Raw genomic sequence first — 17,540 nt, 5'->3', positions numbered from 1 at the left:
CCCGGTGACGATCCGGCTCGGCTGTCAGACCGTGGTGATGACGCGGGAGCCGCCTCCGGGGGTCCGCCGGACGGCGATGCGCTCCGGGATCCGCTGCTTGAGCTCTTCCACGTGGCTGACGATGCCGACCTGACGTCCGCCTGCCGTCAGCCGCGACAGCTGCCCGATGACGTCGTCGAGGGTCTCCGGGTCGAGCGTCCCGAACCCCTCGTCGACGAACAGCGTGCCGAGCGACACACCGCCCGCCTCCGCCTGGACGACGTCGGCGAGCCCGAGCGCCAGACACAGCGAGAACGTGAAGGTCTCACCACCGGACAGGCTCCGCGGGTCCCGCGTGCTGTCCGTGAGGTGGTCGCGGACCGCCAGCGCCAGCCCCGTCCGTCGGGCTCGGGTACCGGACTCCCGCTCGTCCGACGTCTCGAGCGCGAAGCGACCGGCGAGCATCGCGCGCAGCCGGTCGTTGGCGGCTGCGACGACGTCTTCGAACCGGCGCATGAGCACGTAGGTCCCGAGCGTGATCCCCGTCGGGTTGGCGGTCGGCGCAGCGGTGGCGATGTCGGCGAGACGAACCACCGCGCGGCTCTCGGCGCTCGTGGTGTCCCGCCCGCGGACGGCGCGGGCGAGGTCGGCGGCGCAGCGGTCCGCGGCCGCGGCACGCTCGGTCGCGGCGGCTGCGGCTCGGGTCGCGTCGTCGAGCGCGGCAGCCGCGGTATCCCGAGCGGTCCGGGCGGCGCCGAGGTCGAGCTGGACACCGCCGACCTCGTGTCCGCAGTCCCCGTGTCCGCCGCCCTCGTGTCCGCGGTCTTCCTCTGCCGTCACGGCCACCAGGTCGTCCGCCGCGGCGACCACCGCCGGCTCCGCGAGGCCGGCCTCGACCACGGCCTGCTCCCGGTCCGCCGCGGCGACGAGCCCGCGGAGCCGGTCCGCCTCGCCACGGCTGAGAGCGGCCGCCCGCGCCGAGCCGACGTCGGTGAAGCCCTGCGCCTGCACGGCGGCGTCGACCTCGGCCTTGCGGTCGGCGACGTCACGCTCGGCGGCGGCGACCCGGTCGTCCAGGTCCGCCACCGCGCGGAGGACCACGGTCACCGCGTCGACCCGTCCGACCAAGCCGGACAGGGTCTCGTCGCCGTCGGCACCGACGGCAGACCGGGCTTCCGCCCCGGCCCCCGCGGCGTCTGCGACGGCGGCGACCGCGCGCACGGCCTGCCTCGCTGCCCGCACGCGCCGCTCGTCGTCGTCGACCCGGGCGCGGTCACCCTCGATCCGGTCGGCGAGGACGCGACTCCGGGTCACCAGGTCGTTGTGGTCCTGCTCGAGCGACCGGGTCGCCCGGTCGTGGTCCTGTAGCTGCCGTTCGTGCTCCGCGATCGCGGCGACGGCAGAGCGGGCTGCGTCGAGCCGGCTCTCGGCGTCACGTCGCTGCTGGGCGACCGACGCCTCGTCGTGGGCACCGACGGCCTCGGTCAGGCGGGCGAGTTCCGCGCCGGCGACGGCGTGCTCGGCGGTCGCGGCGGCGAGGGCACGCTCGGCATCGGCGCGTGCCGCCGCGGCACCGTCGATCTGGTCGGCGCTCGGGTGGTCCTCCTGTGGTCGCGCCACGGCGGGGTGCTCGACCGAACCGCAGACGGGGCAGACGTCGCCCGGGGCGAGCGCGCCGCCCAGTTCGCCCGCCAAGCCGGCGATGCGGCGAGCCCGGAGGTCGTTCTCGGTCGACAGGGCCGCGGAGGCGGTGGCGGCTGCGTCGGTGACGGCGGCAGCGGCATCCGCCGCGGCGTCGGTGGCGGCGACCCGTGCGGCGAGCAGACGAGCGAGTTCCTGCGCCGTCGCCACCGCACGCTCCGCGGCGTCGGCGTCGGCGGCGGTCTCCGCCGCCCGGCTCGCGGCGAGCACGATCGCAGCACGCTCGTCCGGTCGGGCGGCGAGTGCCCGCGCGGCCGTGTCGAGCCGGGCCTGTGTCCGCTCGAGCTCCTCGACCGCGGTCTCGATCCCTGCCCTCCGGTCGCCGAGGGTCCGCTCGAGCTCGACGAGGTGCCGGACGTCGGCGAGGGCCGCCACCAGCCGGTCGTGGGTCGCACGGGGGGTCGGGTCGGTGACGTCGTGCCGGTCGCGGATCGTGGAGCGCTCGCCCACCAGTGCGGTCAGGCGGTCCTCCGCCGAGGCCGCGCCGTCCGCGACCGCGACGACCACGGCGGCGTGGTCGGCGAGGGCGAGGGCGGTCCGGTGCTCGGTGATCGCCGGTGCTGCGGCGGCGACGGCGCTGCGGCGGGTGAGCAGGTCGCGGCGTCGGTCGACGGCCGCCAGGCGCGCGGTGACGTCGTGGAGGTGGGCGACCGCGTGCTGTGCGGCGGTCGCGGCACGTGCGCGGGCGTCCTCGTGCTCGACGACGGCTCGGTGCAGCGCGGCCACGACGTCGTCGGCGGTGGACTCGTCGGCGTCGTCGTCTCCGGAGGCCTGGCGGAACCGACCGAGGGCGTCCCGCACCCGGGCGTCCGCCGCTTCGACCTCGGCGACCGCGGCACGTCGCCGTGCGGCGAGCTCGTCGGCGGTGCGGTCGTAGACGGCGGTCCCGAACAGGGACTGCAGGAGCTTCCGGCGGTCCTCGCCGGGAGCGCGCAGGAACTTCGCGAACTCCCCCTGCGGCAGGACGACGGTCTGCAGGAACTGGTCGCGGTTCAGGCCGACGACCCGGGCGACCTCGGCACCGATCTCGGGCGCCCGGTGGGACAGCGGCTCACCGACGAGGTCCGCCGGGTCGGCGAGCCGCCACAGCTGGGCGGACGCCTGCTGCCGGACGGTGCCGCTCCCCCGCTGCTTCGGACGGTCGTACGGCGGGGTCCGACGGACGCGGTACACGCCGGCGCTCGTCTCGAAGACCAGGTCCACGAAGGGCTCGACGGCGGGGTCGGCGTGCTGGCTGTGCAGTCGGTCGGCACTGGCGTCGCTGCCGGCGAGTCCGCCGAAGAGCGCGTACACGACCGCGTCGATGATGGTGGACTTCCCCGATCCGGTGGGGCCCTCGAGCAGGAACACCCCGGACGCGGCGAGCGAGGCGAAGTCGATCGAGACGAGGTCCGGGTACGGGCCGACGGCGCGGAGCTCGAGGCGGTGCAGGTACATCAGCGTGCTCCCTGCTCGGCCAGGGCGGCCGCGGCGGACTCGTAGGCGTCCCGCAGGATGCCGAGTTCGACGTCGTCCGGGCTGCCGCCGGTGGCGTAGGCGACGAAGTCCGCGGCCACCTCGACCGGGTCGGACGTCGCGCTGACGGCCCGTGCCGCAGACCGGTCGGGCACGTCCGCGGGCTCGTGCGTGATGGCGAGCGCGTGTGGGAAGCGGTCCTTCACGCGGGCGTACAGGCGCTCCGGGTGCACCGTGTCCGTCACGGCGACCCGCACCCATGCGTCAGCGTGCTCCGCGAACGCCCCGGACTCGATCTGGCCGATGCTGCCGCGCACGTCGACGAGCCGGCGCGGTACGGGCGTCGGGAGGAGGTCGACCGTCACGGCCCCGTCCGGAGCGAGTTCGACGAGGGTGACCGACTTGGTGTGGTTCCGCTCCCCGAACGAGAAGGCCAGGGGTGACCCGGCGTACCGGATGCGGTCGCCCGACCCGACGCGCTGTGGCCCGTGCAGGTGTCCGAGCGCGACGTAGTCGACGCCGTCGAACGTGGACTCGGCGACCCGGTCGACGCCCCCGACGCGGATGTCCTGCTCGCTGTCGCTCGGCAGCGCGCCGCCGACGAAGGCGTGCGCGACGACCACCGACCGGGTGCCGGGGCGTTCCGCGAGGTCGCGCCGCACCCGGTCCATCGCCGCGCCGACGACGGCCTGGTGCGAGCGGGCGAGCGGCTCGTCGGGCACGGGCGCGAGGGCGTACCGCACCATGTCGGGCTGGAGGTAGGGGATGCCGTACACCGCGACCGGACCGCCGCCGTCGTCGGTGTCGACCAGCACCGGCTCCGCGAGCCGGGCCGGCTCGGCGAGGATCCGGACCCGGTCGCTCATGACGCCCGCACCGAAGCCGAGTCGGACCGCGGAGTCGTGGTTGCCCGGGGTCACGACGACGGTCGCCGTCTCCGCGAGGCGTTCGAGGACGTGGGACAGCATGCGGACAGCCTCCACCGGCGGGATGGCCCGGTCGTAGACGTCCCCCGCGACCACCACGAGGTCGACCGACCGCTCGCGGACGACCTGCACGAGGTGGTCGAGGAACGCCGCCTGGTGCTCCAGCAGGTCCGCACCGAGGAGGGTGCGCCCGAGGTGCCAGTCGCCGGTGTGCAGGATCCGCATGTGAGCCACGGTAACGGCCGCCGGGGACATCCCGGACGCCGCCGCCGGGCCTGTGGACGGCGAGTCGACGACGAGCGCCAGTGGAACGGCGGCGGCGTACGGTCGGTCCATGACCACTCCTGCTGAACTCCTCGTCGAAGCGTTCTCCCGCGTCCCCGAGACCGTCGGACGTGCCGTCGACGGCCTGTCCGAGGACCAGCTCGCATCCCGACCGGCCGCCGGGGCGAACACGCTCGCCTGGCTCGCGTGGCACATCGCCCGCGGGCAGGACGCCCAGGTCGCCGCCCTCGCCGGGAGCGAGCAGGTGTGGACGGCGGACGGCTGGGTCGAGCGCTTCGGGCTGCCGTTCCCCGCCGAGGCGCTCGGCTACGGCATGTCCCGCGAGGACGTCGGCCGCGTCCGCGCCTCGGCGACGCTCCTGACCGGCTACCTCGACGCGGTGCACGAACGCACGGTCGCGTACCTGCGGACGCTGTCGCCGGAGGACCTCGACACCGTCGTCGACGACTCGTACGACCCGCCGGTGACGGTCGGCGTCCGGCTCGTCAGCATCCTCGACGACTGCGTCCAGCACGCCGGCCAGGCCGGCTACGCCCGGGGCGTGCTCTTCTTCAACCGCTGACGCACGGACGGGAGGCCCGGTACCAGTCGGTACCGGGCCTCCCGTCCGTCGTCAGACCGTTGAGACGCCACACCGCCGTCGAGACGCCGCCGTTTCCGGCGGCGTCTCGACGGAGACGGAGGCGTCTGGTGCAGACGCCTCCGTCTCACGAGCTCAGCGCGCGGCGAGCTCCGCGATGATGCGGTCGCCGGGACCGCTCTCGACGAGGTCCGCCTCGATCTCCGCGTGCTCGAGGATCCCCTCGATCTTGCGGCGACGGCCACGCGGGACGATCGTGACGACGGTGCCCTCCTTGCCGGCACGACCCGTGCGGCCGGAGCGGTGCATGTACGCCTTGTAGTCGTCCGGGGCGTCGGCCTGCACGACGAGCGAGATGTCGTCGACGTGGATGCCGCGGGCCGCGACGTCGGTGGCGACGAGCACGTTCACGCGGCCGCTCGTGAGCAGCTGCAGGTTGCGGGTACGTCGCGACTGGTTCAGGTCACCGTGCAGCGAGGTCGCGCGGATGCCGGCGTCCTCGAACTGGTCGGCGAGCCGCTCGGCGTAGGCACGGGTGCGGGCGAAGACGATCGTCTTGCCCTCGCCGGCGACGAGCTCCTCGAGGACGCGGTCCTTGTCGCGCTGCTCGACCACGAGCACGCGGTGGTCGATCGTCGAGGACGCCTGGTCCTCACCCGCGACCTCGTGCACGCTCGGCTCGTGCAGGAACTCCTCGACGAGCGCCGCCACCTGGGTGTCCAGCGTCGCGCTGAACAGGAGCTTCTGTGCGCGGTTGCCCTGCGGGGTGACCTCGGCCGTCGCGGAGAGGATCTCCTGGACCGGCTCGAGGAACCCGAGGTCGCACATGTGGTCGGCCTCGTCGAGGACGGAGATGATGACCTCGCTGAGGTCGAGCGTCCCCTTCTTCATGAGGTCCTGGACACGGCCCGGGGTGCCGACGATGATGTCGACGCCACGCTGCAGCGCACCCTCCTGGCGGCCGTAGGGCACACCGCCGTAGATCTGCGTCGTGAACAGGCCGACCGACCGGGCGATCGGCTGCACCGTGCGGTCGATCTGCAGGGCGAGCTCGCGGGTCGGGGCGAGGATGAGCGCACGGGGGGCGCGGCCCATCTTGCGCTTCGTGCCGCCGCCGTGCTCCATGAGCTTCTCGACGAGCGGGGCGCCGAACGCGATCGTCTTGCCCGAGCCGGTGCGGCCTCGGCCGAGGACGTCCTTGCCGGCCAGGACGTCGGGGATCGTCGCCGCCTGGATGGGGAACGGGCTGCTCGCACCGAGTTCGGCCAGCGCGCGGGAGATGTTGCCGCCGATGCCGAGGTCGCCGAAGGTCACGCCCTCGACGTCCGCGGCGACGATCGACTCGGCCTGGAGCTTCTCGAGCTTGACGTCGTCGGCGGGGACGAAGTGTCCGCGGGGAGCGTCGTCACGACGCGGGGCGCGGTCACGGTCGTCACGGTCGAAGCGACGGGGCGCACGCTCGTCGCTGTCACGACGCGGGGCGCGATCGTCGCGGTCGAAGCGACGCGGCGCACGCTCGTCGCTGTCACGACGCGGGGCGCGATCGTCGCGGTCGAAGCGACGCGGGGCGCGATCGTTGCGGTCGAACGATCGCGGCGCTCGGTCGTCTCGGTCGAAGCGACGCGGACCACGATCGTCACGGTCGAAGCGGCGCGGGGCACGCTCGTCGCTGTCACGACGCGGCGCACGATCGTCACGGTCGAAGCGACGCGGGGCGCGGTCGTCGCTGTCACGACGGGGTGCACGATCGTCGCGGTCGAAGCGACGCGGGGCGCGGTCGTCGCTGTCACGACGCGGAGCGCGATCGTCGCGGTCGAAGCGACGCGGGGCCCGCTCGTCGCTGTCACGACGCGGAGCGCGCTCGTCGCGGTCGAAGCGACGGGGTGCACGATCGTCACGGTCGAAGCGACGCGGGGCACGGTCGTCGCGGTCGGACCCGCGCGCGGGGCGGCCCGCACCGCGCGGCTCCCACGCAGGGCGGCTGCCGCGGCTGTCGCGCGGCTCCCAGTTCGGGCGCTCGCCAGAGGACGGACGGGAACGACGCTCGTCGGCGTCCCAGCGCTGCTTCTGGCGGGGAGCCGTCGGCTCGGCGGCGCGGAAGCCGCGGTGCTTGGCGCTGCGAGCGGCAGGGGTGCCGTTCGGGTGGCGCGTGCGGTCGGTGCGGTCGGCGCGGGAGTTCGCGCCCTTGTCGTACGGGGCCATGTGTTCTTTCCGGGGTGCAGACGTACCACGCAGCCCGGCAGCGACATCGGCGGGGGCGGCTCGTGGAGAGGGGGTTCATCGCAACGTCGATCGACGCGATTCCAGCCCTCGAACTACACAACACCCAAACACGTCCGCGGCTCGCGGCCGCGGTGTCGAAGGCCGACCGATCGAGCATACGCGACCGCGCTCGATCAGACCAGCCCCGTCGACCGGCGAGACCGGAACCGGAGGCGGGCCGGGCCTCCCGTCGGTCGCTTCAGGACTCAGCGAGCCGCTGGCGCTGCTCGGCCACGTCGAAGTCCGCCGCGGGCCACGACAGGTGCATGTCCTCGAGGGCGCGCAGCAGGAGCTGCTGGACGGCGAGGCGCGCGTACCACTTGCGGTTCGCCGGCACGACGTACCACGGAGCCTCCGGGGTCGAGGTCCGGTCGAAGACGATCTGGTACGCGTCCTGGTACTCGTCCCAGAGCAGGCGGTCGTCGATGTCGCCCGGGTTGAACTTCCAGTGCTTGTCCGGCCGGTCGAGGCGGTCGCCGAGGCGTTCGCGCTGCTCGTCCTTCGAGATGTGCAGCATCACCTTGACGACCGTCGTGCCCTGCTCGGTGAGCCGACGTTCGAAGTCGACGATCGCGCCGTAGCGTCGCTCGATCTCCTCCGGCTCGGCGTACTGCCGGACACGCTGGACCAACACGTCCTCGTAGTGGGACCGATCGAAGACGCCGAGCTGCCCCGCGTCCGGCAACCGCCGTTCGATGCGCCAGAGGAAGTCGTGCTCGCGTTCCTCGGCGGTGGGGGCTTTGAAACCCGCGTACCGGACGCCGTTCGGGTCGACCGCGCCGACCACGTGCGAGACGATGCCGCCCTTGCCCGCGGTGTCCATCGCCTGCAGGACGAGCAGCACACGTCGCTGGTCCCCCGCGGTCGCTGCTGCCCAGAGCCGTTCCTGCAGGGCCGCCAGGCGGGACGCGCCCGCGGTGAGCGCTTCGAGCCCGTCGATCTTGCGGCCGGGGAACCCCGGCGTGCCGTCGGGGTCGACCGTGTCGAGCCGGAACCCGGGGCCGACGCGGAGGAGCGGCTCGGGGTCGGCGTTCCAGGACTTCTGACGGCTCACGGGTCCTCCTGCGGATCTCGCTCTCATCCTGGCACCCCCACCCGTCCATGTACCGTGGCTGGCGATGAAGTCCGGCCGCCGCACCCTGCTCGCGCTCGTCGTCGCGGCCGCGGTCGTCGGTGCAGCGGCGTCCTGCACGGTCGACGGGACCGGGGACGGGAACAGCACCGTCACCGCCGACCCGGTCATCTACCCGCTGTCGCTGGAGTACCACGGCATCGACGTCGTGCCGGACGTTCCGTACGGGCAGGACCCCCTGCAGCAGCTCGACGTGTGCCTGCCGGCCGACAGTCCACCCGAGAGCACGTCGACCCCGACCCCGACGCCGACCGCCCCGGCCGCGGAGGAACCGGACCGCGTCGAGGTCGGTTCGCGCCCGGCCGTGATGATGATCCACGGTGGCAGCTGGTCACACGGCGACAAGGCCACGGCCGCGTACCGGTCGGTCTGTCAGTTCCTGGCGTCGGAGGGCTTCGTGACCTTCAACGTCGACTACCGCCTCGCACCGACGGACCCGTTCCCGGCCGGGCTCGACGACGTCCGACGCGCGCTCGACTTCGTCTTCCGACCGACCACGTTGCAGACGTACGACGTCGACCCGGACCGCGTCGGGGTGTTCGGCGGCAGTGCCGGCGGCAACCTCGCCGCGCTGCTGGCGGTCGAGGACCACGAGTCGGCCGCTCACGCCGACGGCTTCCGCATCCGGGCGGTCGTGGACCTGAGCGGGCCGACCGACCTCACCGCGCGGTCCACCGGCCCGGACGGTGTCGCCGCGTCGTTCCAGCGGAAGCAGCTGCTGTACCTCGGATGCGAGTCGTACACGTCGTGTCCGGCGGCCGGACGAGCGTCGCCCCTGTACCAGGTGACCCAGGAGACCGCGCCGTTCTTCATCGGTCACTCCACGGACGAGTTCATCCCGCTGTGGGAGTCGCAGCGCTTCGCGACCACCCTGCGCGACCACGGCGTCCCGGTGACGTTCGTGGCCGTGCAGGGGTCGGCGCACTCGATCGCGCAGCTCGACCGGGCGATGAGCCGGCGGGTGACGGCGTTCCTGCGCGACCGCCTGCGCTGACGGCGCGACGGCGCTCGGCCGTCACGCGTCGGACCGAGCCGCCCTCCGCTCCGCCCGACGTTCACGGGCCCCCTCGACGAGGGCGTACAGCGCCGGCAGCACGACGAGGGTCAGCAGCGTCGACGACACGAGGCCACCGATCACGACGAGCGCCAGCGGCTGGGAGATGAACCCCGACTTGCCGGTGAGCCCGATCGCCATCGGCAACAGCGCGAAGATCGTCGCCAGCGCCGTCATGAGGATCGGACGGAGACGACGGGTCGCGCCCTCGAGCAGCGCTTTGCGGACGGGGAGCCCGCGTCGCCGGTACTGGTTCACCAGGTCGATGAGGACGATCGCGTTCGTCACGACGATGCCGACGAGCATGAGCAGCCCGATGAGCGACGCCACACCGATCGGGACCCCGGAGACGACCTGCAGCAGGATCGCACCGGTCGCGGCGAACGGCACCGAGACCAGGAGCATCAGCGGCTGGAGCAGGCTCCGGAACGTGGCGACCATGATCACGTAGACGATCAGCACGGCGACCACGACGGCGAGGCCGAGCTGCGAGAACGCGGACGACTGGCTCGCGGCGACACCACCGATGGAGGCACTCGCGCCCCGCGGCAGGTCGAGCTCGTCGACCGCCGTGGTGACCGCCTGGACGGCCGCGCCCAGGTTCGTCGCGTCCGGTGTCACGGTGATCGTGGCGGTGCGGGCGGCGTTCGTCGTCGTGACCGTGGTCGGCCCCTCCGACTGCTCGACCGTCGCGACGTCCGTGAGCGGCACGGTCCCGGTGCTCGTCGGCACGTCGAGGGACCGCAGGGCTGCGACGGTCGTCGGCGGGTCCGGGTTCGCGATGTAGACGTCGAGGGTGGCGTCGTCGATCTCGATGCTGCCGGTGTCGCGCGGCGAGACCGCGGCGGCCACGAGCCCGCCGACCTGGGTCTCGGTGAGTCCGAGGTCGGCGGCCTTCGCCCGGTCCACCCGGACGGCGAGGAAGGGCTCCGCGGCCGAGAGGTTGCTCGTGGCCCCGGTGGTGCCCTCGACCGAACGCATGGTCGCGAGGACCTTGCGCGAGGCGGTCTCGAGCTGCGCCTGCGTCGGGGCGGTGACGTCCACCTCGATGTCGCTGCTGCCGCCGAACCCGCCACCGGACGAGGCGATGGTGATCTCGCCCACACCGTCGATGGCGTCCAGCCGCTTGCGGGCATCGGCCTGGATCGTCGGCTGGTCGGCTTCCGCGTCCGTCGTCACCGCGTACTGCACCGACGCCGAGCCCCCGCCCCCGAACGCGGCCTGGATGGACTGTCCACTCGTGCCGATGGTGGTCTGGACGGTCTCCACGCCGGGCACGTCCTGGAGTTCGCGTTCCACCTGTCGCGCGGAGTCGGACTGGACGTCGAGGCTCGAACCGGCCTCGAGGTCCTGGGTGACGGTGAAGGTGTTCTGGCCGGAGTCGCCGAGGTAGTTCGTCGTGACCAGCGGCAGCGCGGCGACCGTCCCGCCGAGGACGACGACGGCGAGCAGGACGACGACGACCGGCGCGCGGACGGCCCACCGGAGCACCGGCAGGTACACCCGGCGGAGCCGGTCCGAGGAGCCGGCGTCGTGCAGGTCCGCGGCGGAAGCGAGCGACGCCTCGGAGGTCGGCCGCAGTGCGGCGGGCTCGACGGTGCGCTCGTCGCCGCGGGCCGCGGCGTGCGCGGCCTGTCCGGTGTCGGCGGTCGGCTCGTCCCGCTCGCCCTCGACCTGCTTCGCCTTCTTCGGCCGCAGCCACCAGTACGCGAGCACCGGGACGATCGTGAGCGACACGAGCAGCGAGGCCACGAGCGCCAGGGTGACGGTCACGGCGAACGGCCGGAAGAGCTCCCCGACGAGTTCCGCGACGAAGGCCACGGGGAGGAACACCGCGACGGTCGTGAGCGTCGACGCGGTGACGGCGCCGGCGACCTCGCGCACGGCGTCGAGCACGGCCTGCGCCCGGTCGACGCCGGGCCGCATGTGCCGCTTGATGTTCTCGATGACGACGATCGAGTCGTCGACCACGCGGCCGATCGCGATGGTGAGCGCGGCCAGCGTGATGATGTTGAGCGAGTAGCCGGCGGCCTGCATGCCGATCGCCGCGAGGAGCACCGACGTCGGGATCGAGACCGCCGTGACGAGCGTGGACCGCACCGAGAGCAGGAACACCAGGATGACGACGACCGCGAAGGCCAGGCCGAGCAGCCCTTCCTCGGCCAGCGAGTCGATCGACTGCTGGATGTAGGGCGCCTGGTCGAAGACCACGGTGAAGCGCGGGTCGCCCTCGATCTTGTCCTCGATGCCGGGCAACGCGTCCCCGACGATGGTCGACACGTCGACGGTGTTGGCCTCCTGCGTCTTCGTGATCGAGATCGTCAGGGCCTGCTCGCCGTCGACGCGGCTGATCGACGTCCGCGGCGACTCCTTGATCGCCACCTCGGCGACGTCGCCGAGGGTGGTGTCGGTCGGGGTGGCGGCAGGGGTGGCGGCTGCGTCGGTGGGTGCGGCATCGGTTGCGCCACCGGTCGTCGTCCCGCCCGGGGTCGTCGCACCGGCAGCGGGTGCACCCGCGCCGGGTGCACCGGTCGTCGTGTCGGTCGACGTGGTGTCCTGCGTGTCCGATCCGCCGGACCCCGACGAGGCGGTGAGGGGCAGCGCACGGATGTCGTCGAGCGACGCGATCCGCTCACCGGTCTGCACCGAGAGGGTCGACCCGTCCTCGGTGATCGTGCCACCGGGGATGAGCGTGCCGTTGTCGTCGAGCGCGTCCGAGATCGCCGTCTGGCTGAGGCCCCGGGCGGCGAGCTCGTCTTCGTCGGGCGTGATCACGACACGACGTCCGGGGTTGCCGAACACGTCGGCCTGTCGGACGCCGTCGAGCTTCTCGAGGTCGGGGATCGCCGTCGCCTGCAGCCGGTCGACCAGCTCCTCCTGGTTGCCGGACGCCGAGACCGCGACCTGCAGCACGGGGAGGTCGTCGAAGGACCCGGTGACGATCTGCGTCTGCACGGAGTCGGGCAGCGAGAGCGCGTTCACCGCGGTCTGGATCTTGTCCTCGGCGCTGGCCAGGTTCGATCCGTAGTCGAACGAGGCGGAGACGACGCTCTGTCCGGTCGATGACGTCGCACTCGTCGACTCGAGGTCCGGGACGACCTGGATCGCCTGCTCGATCTTCGTCGAGACGTCGTTCGACACGACTTCCGGCGTGGCCCCCGGGTAGGCGCTGACGATGGCGACCTGCGGGAACTCGACGCTCGGGATGAGTTCCTGCTTCAGGCTCGACAGGGCGACGCCACCGAAGACGGCGACCACGATCGTCACGAGGGCGATGAGGGCGCGGTTCCGGAGACTGAAGACGGAGAGGAGGTGCACGCCCTGATCCTCGCAGCCCGGTCCTGCATCCACCCAGCCGAAGTGCATCCTGGGGATGAACGTGCAGGTACCCGTCCCGGTGGCGGGACGCCTCGGGTCAGCCGGCGCCGAGCACGGCGTACACGACGAAGACGGCGACCGAGCCGACGACGCCGACCCCGAGCGCGACCGCACGGCCGATCGGCGACCGGGCCAGGGCGATGCCGGCGACGAGGACCGCCACGCCGACGACGATCTGGACGACCCACGTGACGGTCCCCGTGCTCGCCGCGACCTGCAGCAGCGCCCGCGCCCCCTCGCCGACGAGGACCGCGGCGGTGACACCGGCTGCCGCGCCCCGCCAGCGGCCGTCCGGGGAGCGGAGCGCCAGCGCGACGGCACCGGCGAGCAGCCCGGCCGGCAGCGCCATCACCACCCAGAAGTTGGTGATCGACAGGGTGTCGACGTACCCGCGGAGGTTCGTCGCCGCCCAGTAGCCGATGTGCATGAGTTCGAGCAGCACGACGCCGGAGACCATCGCGAGGGCGGTCCGCAGACGGGGTCGGCGACCGCCGCGGGTGATCCCGGCGGCGAGCACGAGCAGCACGGCGACGACGAACCACGGGCCGGCCGCGTTCGAGATCGACGACAGTCCGGGCACCGCCTGCCCGAAGCTCGTCGCGATGCCGGCGAGCACGGCCCCGGTCACCGCCATGGTGCAGCGGGCGAACGGCGGCACCGCGCTGCCGCTCTCGGGCCCGGGAACCGACGACGACGCGGCCCGGGTGACACCAGCGGAGGACAGGGTGCTGTTCATGGTCCCGATGCTGACGGGCCGGGACCGGAGGACGCATCCGCCGGGAGGGCCATCCCCGTCCTCCGGAGGAGTGACGCGACCGAGGAAGAGTGACGCGGCCCACGGAGGAGGAGCGACACACGGCGAGCGCCGTCACACCACCGCGGCCGACGACCCCCGCGCCCCGACGGCCGCGCCGCCGACCCGTTCCCAGGACCGCGCGAGCGTCTCGACCACCCGGTCGCGTTCCGCCGCGGACAGGGTGAACGGCACGCGGAGGGACCGTTCGAACCCGCCGTCCGGCCCGAACACGCCCCCGGACGCGAGCACGACGCCCTCCGACCGCGCGGCGAGGACGAGCGCGGTCGACACCGGCCGCCCGAGCCCGATCCACGTCGTCAGGCCGCCGGCCGGCGACGGCACGTCCCACTCCGGCAGCCGCTCCCGCAACGCGGCCACGAGACCGTCGCGACCGGCACGGAGGGCCGGACGCCGGGCCTCCAGGACGGCTGCCGTCTGCGGGACCAGCTCGCGCGCGACGAGCTGGTCGAGGGTCGGTGTGCCGAGGTCGCCGGTCGGCCGGGCGAGGAGCAGGCGGTGCAGGAGCTCCGGCGCGGCGCGGATCCAGCCGATCCGCAGCCCGCCCCAGAAGACCTTGTCCGCGGAACCGACCATGACGACCTCACCCGGCGCCCCGGCGGCCAGCGGGGGCGCGGACGGGCCGTCGATGCGGAGTTCCCCCATCGTCTCGTCGGCGACGACGACGGTGCCGACGGCCGCGGCGGCCTCGAGCAGGACGCTCCGCGTGGACGTCGGCATGGTCGCGCCCGTCGGGTTGTGCAGCTCGGGCATGACGTAGGCCATCGTCGGCGCTGAGCGGCGCAGGGTCGCGTCGAGCACGCCCTCGTCCCACCCGCCGCGGGGGTCGACGGGGACCGACACCAGCCGACCACCGGCAGCGCGGAGGGCCTCGTGCGCGTGCGGGTAGGTCGGCGACTCGACGAGCACCGGGTCACCGCGCCCGACGAGCACCCGCGCCAGCAGCGCGATCGCGTGTTGGGCGCCGACGGTGACGATCACCTCGGAGGGCGAGGTCGGCAGCCCCCGGGCCGTGTACCGCTCCGCGATCGCCGTGCGGAGGCCCGGGTCCCCGACCGTGTCGAACCCGATCCCGGCGAGCGCCGCCGGCAGGTGCCGCATCGCGCGGTCGACGGCCTCGGCGACGACCGGGGCGCTCCGCAGCGCGGCCTTCCGCAGGTCGAGCACGTCCGCGGGTACGACGCCGCCGAGCTCCTCGGGGTCCGGACGCCCCTCGAGCGGCAGGCGGACGACGCTGCCCGAGCCGCGGAGGGACGTCAGGTAGCCGTCTTCGCGGAGCCGCGCGTAGGCGTTCGCGACGGTCGTGCGCGAGACCCCGAGTGCGATCGCGAGCCCGCGTTCGGCCGGCAGGCGGGCACCGTGCGGGATCCGCCCGTCGATGACGAGGACCCGCACGGCGTCGGCGAGCGCCTCGTAGGCGGGGGCACCGGAGCCGGCTCGCCAGTGCGTCAGGAGTGTGGCGGCGGAGCGGGCGCTGAGCAGGACGGGGGTCACGGGGTCCACTGTAGGGCGATTGGCTCTCGACGAGCAGGCCAATCCGGCCCAAGATCGACGCGTGTCCCGCCCCACCGCTCTGTCGCTCCGTTCCGCGCAACTCCTCGTCGGCCTCTTCCTGTACGGCGCCTCGGTCGCCCTGCAGGTCCGCGCGGTCGTCGGCGTCTCGTCGTGGACGGTCCTCACGCAGGGACTGGAGAACGTCCTGCCGTGGTCCTTCGGCGCCATCACCGTCGTGTCGAGCCTCGTGATCCTGCTGCTCTGGATCCCACTCCGGCAACGCCCGGGGATCGGCACGCTCCTCAACGCCCTCGCGATCGGTCCGGCCGCCGACCTGGTGCTCTGGCTGGTCCCGGAGCCGTCCGGCCTGACCGGTCGGGTCCTGCTCTTCGTCGCGAGCCTCGCCCTGCTCGCCGTCGCGACGGCCTGCTACATCGGCGCGGGTCTCGGCACCGGCGCTCGGGACGGCCTGATGGTCGGCCTGCACGAGCGGTTCGGGTGGCCGGTGTGGGCCGCGCGCACCGTCGTGGAGATCACGGTCGTGGTCGTCGGCTGGCTGCTCGGCGGGGACGTCGGCGTCGGCACGGTCGTCGCGGCGTTCGCGATCGGCCCGCTCGTCCAGCCGCTCATGCCGCTGTTCCGTCGGTTCCCCTGGAGCCCGGCCCAGCCGGAGCGGACCGCCCCCGTCCCGCTGATCGCTGACCGTTCACCGGACGTCACGATCTGACCCTGGCACATCCGTGAGACGCGATGTATCGTGATCTGAACGACGCGATACATCGCGTCTCATCAGACATCGAGGAGCGGTCATGGCACAGGAGAAATGGCTCGTCGACGAGCCGAAGGTCATCGACACCGGGATCGTCCGCGCCCTGCGGGTGGGCCTGGTCGGAGGACAGGTGGACGTCGTCACGCACGACGAGCCGACTGCCCGCGTGGAGATCCACCAGGTCTCGGGCAAGCCCATCAAGGTGGAGATCGAGGGCGACACCCTCACGGTCGACCACCCCCAGATGCGCTGGGACGACCCGCTCGGCTTCCTCAAGTCCTTCCGTGGGGGCGGGGCCCGCGCGGACGTCAGCATCCTCGTCCCGCGCGACGTCACCGTCACGCTCGGGGTCGTCTCGGCCGGCGTCCTGCTCGCCGGCACCGAGCGCGGCGCGTCGCTCAACAGCGTCTCCGGGGACGTCGTCGTGGACGGGGTCATCGGCGACGTCCAGGTGCACGCCGTCTCCGGCACGACCACGATCCGCGACCAAGTCGGCACCGTCACGCTCCGGACGGTCTCGGGTGACGTCGTCGCCACTGGCGAGATCCGTCGGTTCTCGGCCGACGCCGTCTCGTCCGCCGTGGTGCTCGACCTGCACGGCACCCCGGACGCGGTGAAGGTCAACACCGTGTCCGGCCCGGTCGACGTCCGACTCGAGCACGGGACGGCCTACACGAGCACGATCACCACCGCGACCGGCCGCCTGCAGTTCGACGACGCCGAGCTCCGCGGCACCCGCGGCACGTACACCCGGACCGACGGCGAGCTCTCCGGCTCGTACGTCGACATCCGGGTGAACTCGGTCTCCGGCGACGTCGCCGTCGTGCACGGCCCGGCGATCGTCCCGACCGCCGACACCACCACCGACGAGCAGGGCGGCGTCGCATGAGCCCCGTCTTCGCGCACGGACACCTGCGCCTGTACCTCCTCGTCCTGCTCGCCGACCACCCGATGCACGGCTACGAGGTCATCACCGCGCTCGGCGACCGCTTCGGCGGCACCTACGTCCCGAGTGCCGGCACCGTGTACCCGCGGCTCGCCAAGCTCGAGGAGGACGGACTGGTCACGAAGACGTCCGACGGCCGGAAGACCGTGTACGCCATCACGGACGCCGGCCGTGCCGAGCTCGACGCCCGCGCCGACGAGGTCGCCCAGCTCGAGAACGGCGTCGCGGACAGCGTCAAGTCGCTCGCCGACGGCGTCCGCGCGTCGGTCGGCGCCGCGATGGACTCGCTCCGCGCCGACCTCGCCGCGGCCCAGCACAGCGGTCCGACCGGGGGCAGCGCCTCGGCCGGCGCCGAGGCGTCGGTCACGGCGTCCGGTGGACGGGTGCTCCGCGACGCCGAGATGGCGGTCGCCGTGTTCCGGCAACAGCTCCGCGCCGACCTGCGTCGCCGCGCAGCCCGCGGCACACTCGACGACGCGGCGGTCCGGCGCCTGCGTGACGGCCTGGAGGCCCTGCGCAAGTCGTTCTGACGCGTCCGGACACCAGGACGACCGGTCCGACGGGGCGGACGCGAGCCGGGCCTCCCAGCCGTCACCGGAGCACGACCGTCGAACCTGTCCGTTCCTTCAGAGAAGGACAGGAGAACCCCTCCGATCCGCGTCGATCCGCGGATCGGAGGGGTTCTCCGCGTCCCGTCCGGTCGTGGGGGAATACGGTTCCGGCCTCCGGTGTTGCGTTCGCCCCGCCAACGAGTAAGTTCGTCGC

General features: G+C 73.3%; 12 protein-coding genes. 5 read left to right on the top strand and 7 right to left on the bottom strand.

The features are described from left to right. Nucleotides 1-24: 24 nt before the first annotated feature. Together DEI91_RS04405 and DEI91_RS04400 are read right to left on the bottom strand one after the other, a co-directional pair. On the bottom strand, nucleotides 25-3,117 hold the full coding sequence (locus tag DEI91_RS04405) for an AAA family ATPase (RefSeq protein WP_111051103.1): 3,093 nt from the start codon (nucleotides 3,115-3,117) through the stop codon (nucleotides 25-27). Then, complete coding sequence (locus DEI91_RS04400; RefSeq protein ID WP_111051102.1) at nucleotides 3,117-4,286, bottom strand: exonuclease SbcCD subunit D C-terminal domain-containing protein; 1,170 nt, start codon at nucleotides 4,284-4,286, stop codon at nucleotides 3,117-3,119. The genes DEI91_RS04405 and DEI91_RS04400 overlap by 1 nt, the downstream gene beginning before the upstream one ends. A gap of 109 nt (nucleotides 4,287-4,395) precedes the next feature. Here DEI91_RS04400 and DEI91_RS04395 point away from each other — a divergent pair, with 109 nt between their 5' ends. Next, the gene (locus tag DEI91_RS04395; RefSeq protein WP_111051307.1) at nucleotides 4,396-4,908 is read left to right on the top strand and encodes a DinB family protein; all 513 of its coding nucleotides are present in this window, start codon (nucleotides 4,396-4,398) and stop codon (nucleotides 4,906-4,908) included. 153 nt (nucleotides 4,909-5,061) lie between these two features. On the opposite strand, the gene DEI91_RS04390 is transcribed toward DEI91_RS04395, so the two are convergent. Both DEI91_RS04390 and DEI91_RS04385 read right to left on the bottom strand, forming a co-directional pair. Next, nucleotides 5,062-7,128 (bottom strand): DEAD/DEAH box helicase, encoded by a 2,067-nt coding sequence (locus DEI91_RS04390; RefSeq protein ID WP_111051101.1) that lies wholly within the window; start codon nucleotides 7,126-7,128, stop codon nucleotides 5,062-5,064. A gap of 259 nt (nucleotides 7,129-7,387) precedes the next feature. Beyond that, nucleotides 7,388-8,242 (bottom strand): PPK2 family polyphosphate kinase, encoded by an 855-nt coding sequence (locus DEI91_RS04385; protein ID WP_258374289.1) that lies wholly within the window; start codon nucleotides 8,240-8,242, stop codon nucleotides 7,388-7,390. A 64-nt stretch (nucleotides 8,243-8,306) separates the two neighbouring features. Between DEI91_RS04385 and DEI91_RS04380 the strand changes: the two genes are divergently transcribed. Beyond that, on the top strand, nucleotides 8,307-9,314 hold the full coding sequence (locus DEI91_RS04380) for an alpha/beta hydrolase (RefSeq protein WP_111051099.1): 1,008 nt from the start codon (nucleotides 8,307-8,309) through the stop codon (nucleotides 9,312-9,314). Nucleotides 9,315-9,335: 21 nt separating this feature from the next. On the opposite strand, the gene DEI91_RS04375 is transcribed toward DEI91_RS04380, so the two are convergent. The 3 genes from DEI91_RS04375 to DEI91_RS04365 form a co-directional block, all read right to left on the bottom strand. After that, nucleotides 9,336-12,692 carry an efflux RND transporter permease subunit gene (locus tag DEI91_RS04375; RefSeq protein ID WP_146244206.1) on the bottom strand — a complete coding sequence of 1,119 codons (3,357 nt, stop codon included), beginning with the start codon at nucleotides 12,690-12,692 and terminating at the stop codon, nucleotides 9,336-9,338. A 97-nt stretch (nucleotides 12,693-12,789) separates the two neighbouring features. Continuing rightward, the gene (locus DEI91_RS04370; protein WP_111051097.1) at nucleotides 12,790-13,488 is read right to left on the bottom strand and encodes a DUF6518 family protein; all 699 of its coding nucleotides are present in this window, start codon (nucleotides 13,486-13,488) and stop codon (nucleotides 12,790-12,792) included. A gap of 132 nt (nucleotides 13,489-13,620) precedes the next feature. Continuing rightward, nucleotides 13,621-15,060 carry a PLP-dependent aminotransferase family protein gene (locus DEI91_RS04365; protein WP_258374288.1) on the bottom strand — a complete coding sequence of 480 codons (1,440 nt, stop codon included), beginning with the start codon at nucleotides 15,058-15,060 and terminating at the stop codon, nucleotides 13,621-13,623. A gap of 61 nt (nucleotides 15,061-15,121) precedes the next feature. Between DEI91_RS04365 and DEI91_RS04360 the strand changes: the two genes are divergently transcribed. From DEI91_RS04360 to DEI91_RS04350, 3 genes are all read left to right on the top strand, one after another. Beyond that, nucleotides 15,122-15,787 (top strand): YitT family protein, encoded by a 666-nt coding sequence (locus DEI91_RS04360; protein ID WP_258374287.1) that lies wholly within the window; start codon nucleotides 15,122-15,124, stop codon nucleotides 15,785-15,787. A gap of 82 nt (nucleotides 15,788-15,869) precedes the next feature. Then, entirely contained in the window at nucleotides 15,870-16,718 is an 849-nt protein-coding gene (locus tag DEI91_RS04355) for a DUF4097 family beta strand repeat-containing protein (RefSeq protein ID WP_111051094.1), read from the top strand. Further along, nucleotides 16,715-17,305 carry a PadR family transcriptional regulator gene (locus tag DEI91_RS04350; RefSeq protein ID WP_111051093.1) on the top strand — a complete coding sequence of 197 codons (591 nt, stop codon included), beginning with the start codon at nucleotides 16,715-16,717 and terminating at the stop codon, nucleotides 17,303-17,305. Before DEI91_RS04355 ends, DEI91_RS04350 begins: the two co-directional genes overlap by 4 nt. The last annotated feature ends 235 nt before the right edge of the window (nucleotides 17,306-17,540 follow it).

It is taken from the genome of Curtobacterium sp. MCBD17_032, from assembly GCF_003234855.1.
In the GTDB taxonomy this organism is placed as follows: Bacteria; Actinomycetota; Actinomycetes; order Actinomycetales; family Microbacteriaceae; genus Curtobacterium.
This window is presented reverse-complemented; position numbering and strand designations above follow the sequence as displayed.

Excerpts from the sequence above, each read along its gene's own strand:
- DEI91_RS04370 (WP_111051097.1), bottom strand. The coding sequence starts at position 13,488 with ATGAACAGCACCCTGTCCTCCGCTGGTGTCACCCGGGCCGCGTCGTCG.
- DEI91_RS04380 (WP_111051099.1), top strand. The coding sequence starts at position 8,307 with ATGAAGTCCGGCCGCCGCACCCTGCTCGCGCTCGTCGTCGCGGCCGCG.
- DEI91_RS04355 (WP_111051094.1), top strand. The coding sequence starts at position 15,870 with ATGGCACAGGAGAAATGGCTCGTCGACGAGCCGAAGGTCATCGACACC.
- DEI91_RS04395 (WP_111051307.1), top strand. The coding sequence starts at position 4,396 with ATGACCACTCCTGCTGAACTCCTCGTCGAAGCGTTCTCCCGCGTCCCC.
- DEI91_RS04350 (WP_111051093.1), top strand. The coding sequence starts at position 16,715 with ATGAGCCCCGTCTTCGCGCACGGACACCTGCGCCTGTACCTCCTCGTC.
- DEI91_RS04400 (WP_111051102.1), bottom strand. The coding sequence starts at position 4,286 with ATGCGGATCCTGCACACCGGCGACTGGCACCTCGGGCGCACCCTCCTC.
- DEI91_RS04390 (WP_111051101.1), bottom strand. The coding sequence starts at position 7,128 with ATGGCCCCGTACGACAAGGGCGCGAACTCCCGCGCCGACCGCACCGAC.
- DEI91_RS04405 (WP_111051103.1), bottom strand. The coding sequence starts at position 3,117 with ATGTACCTGCACCGCCTCGAGCTCCGCGCCGTCGGCCCGTACCCGGAC.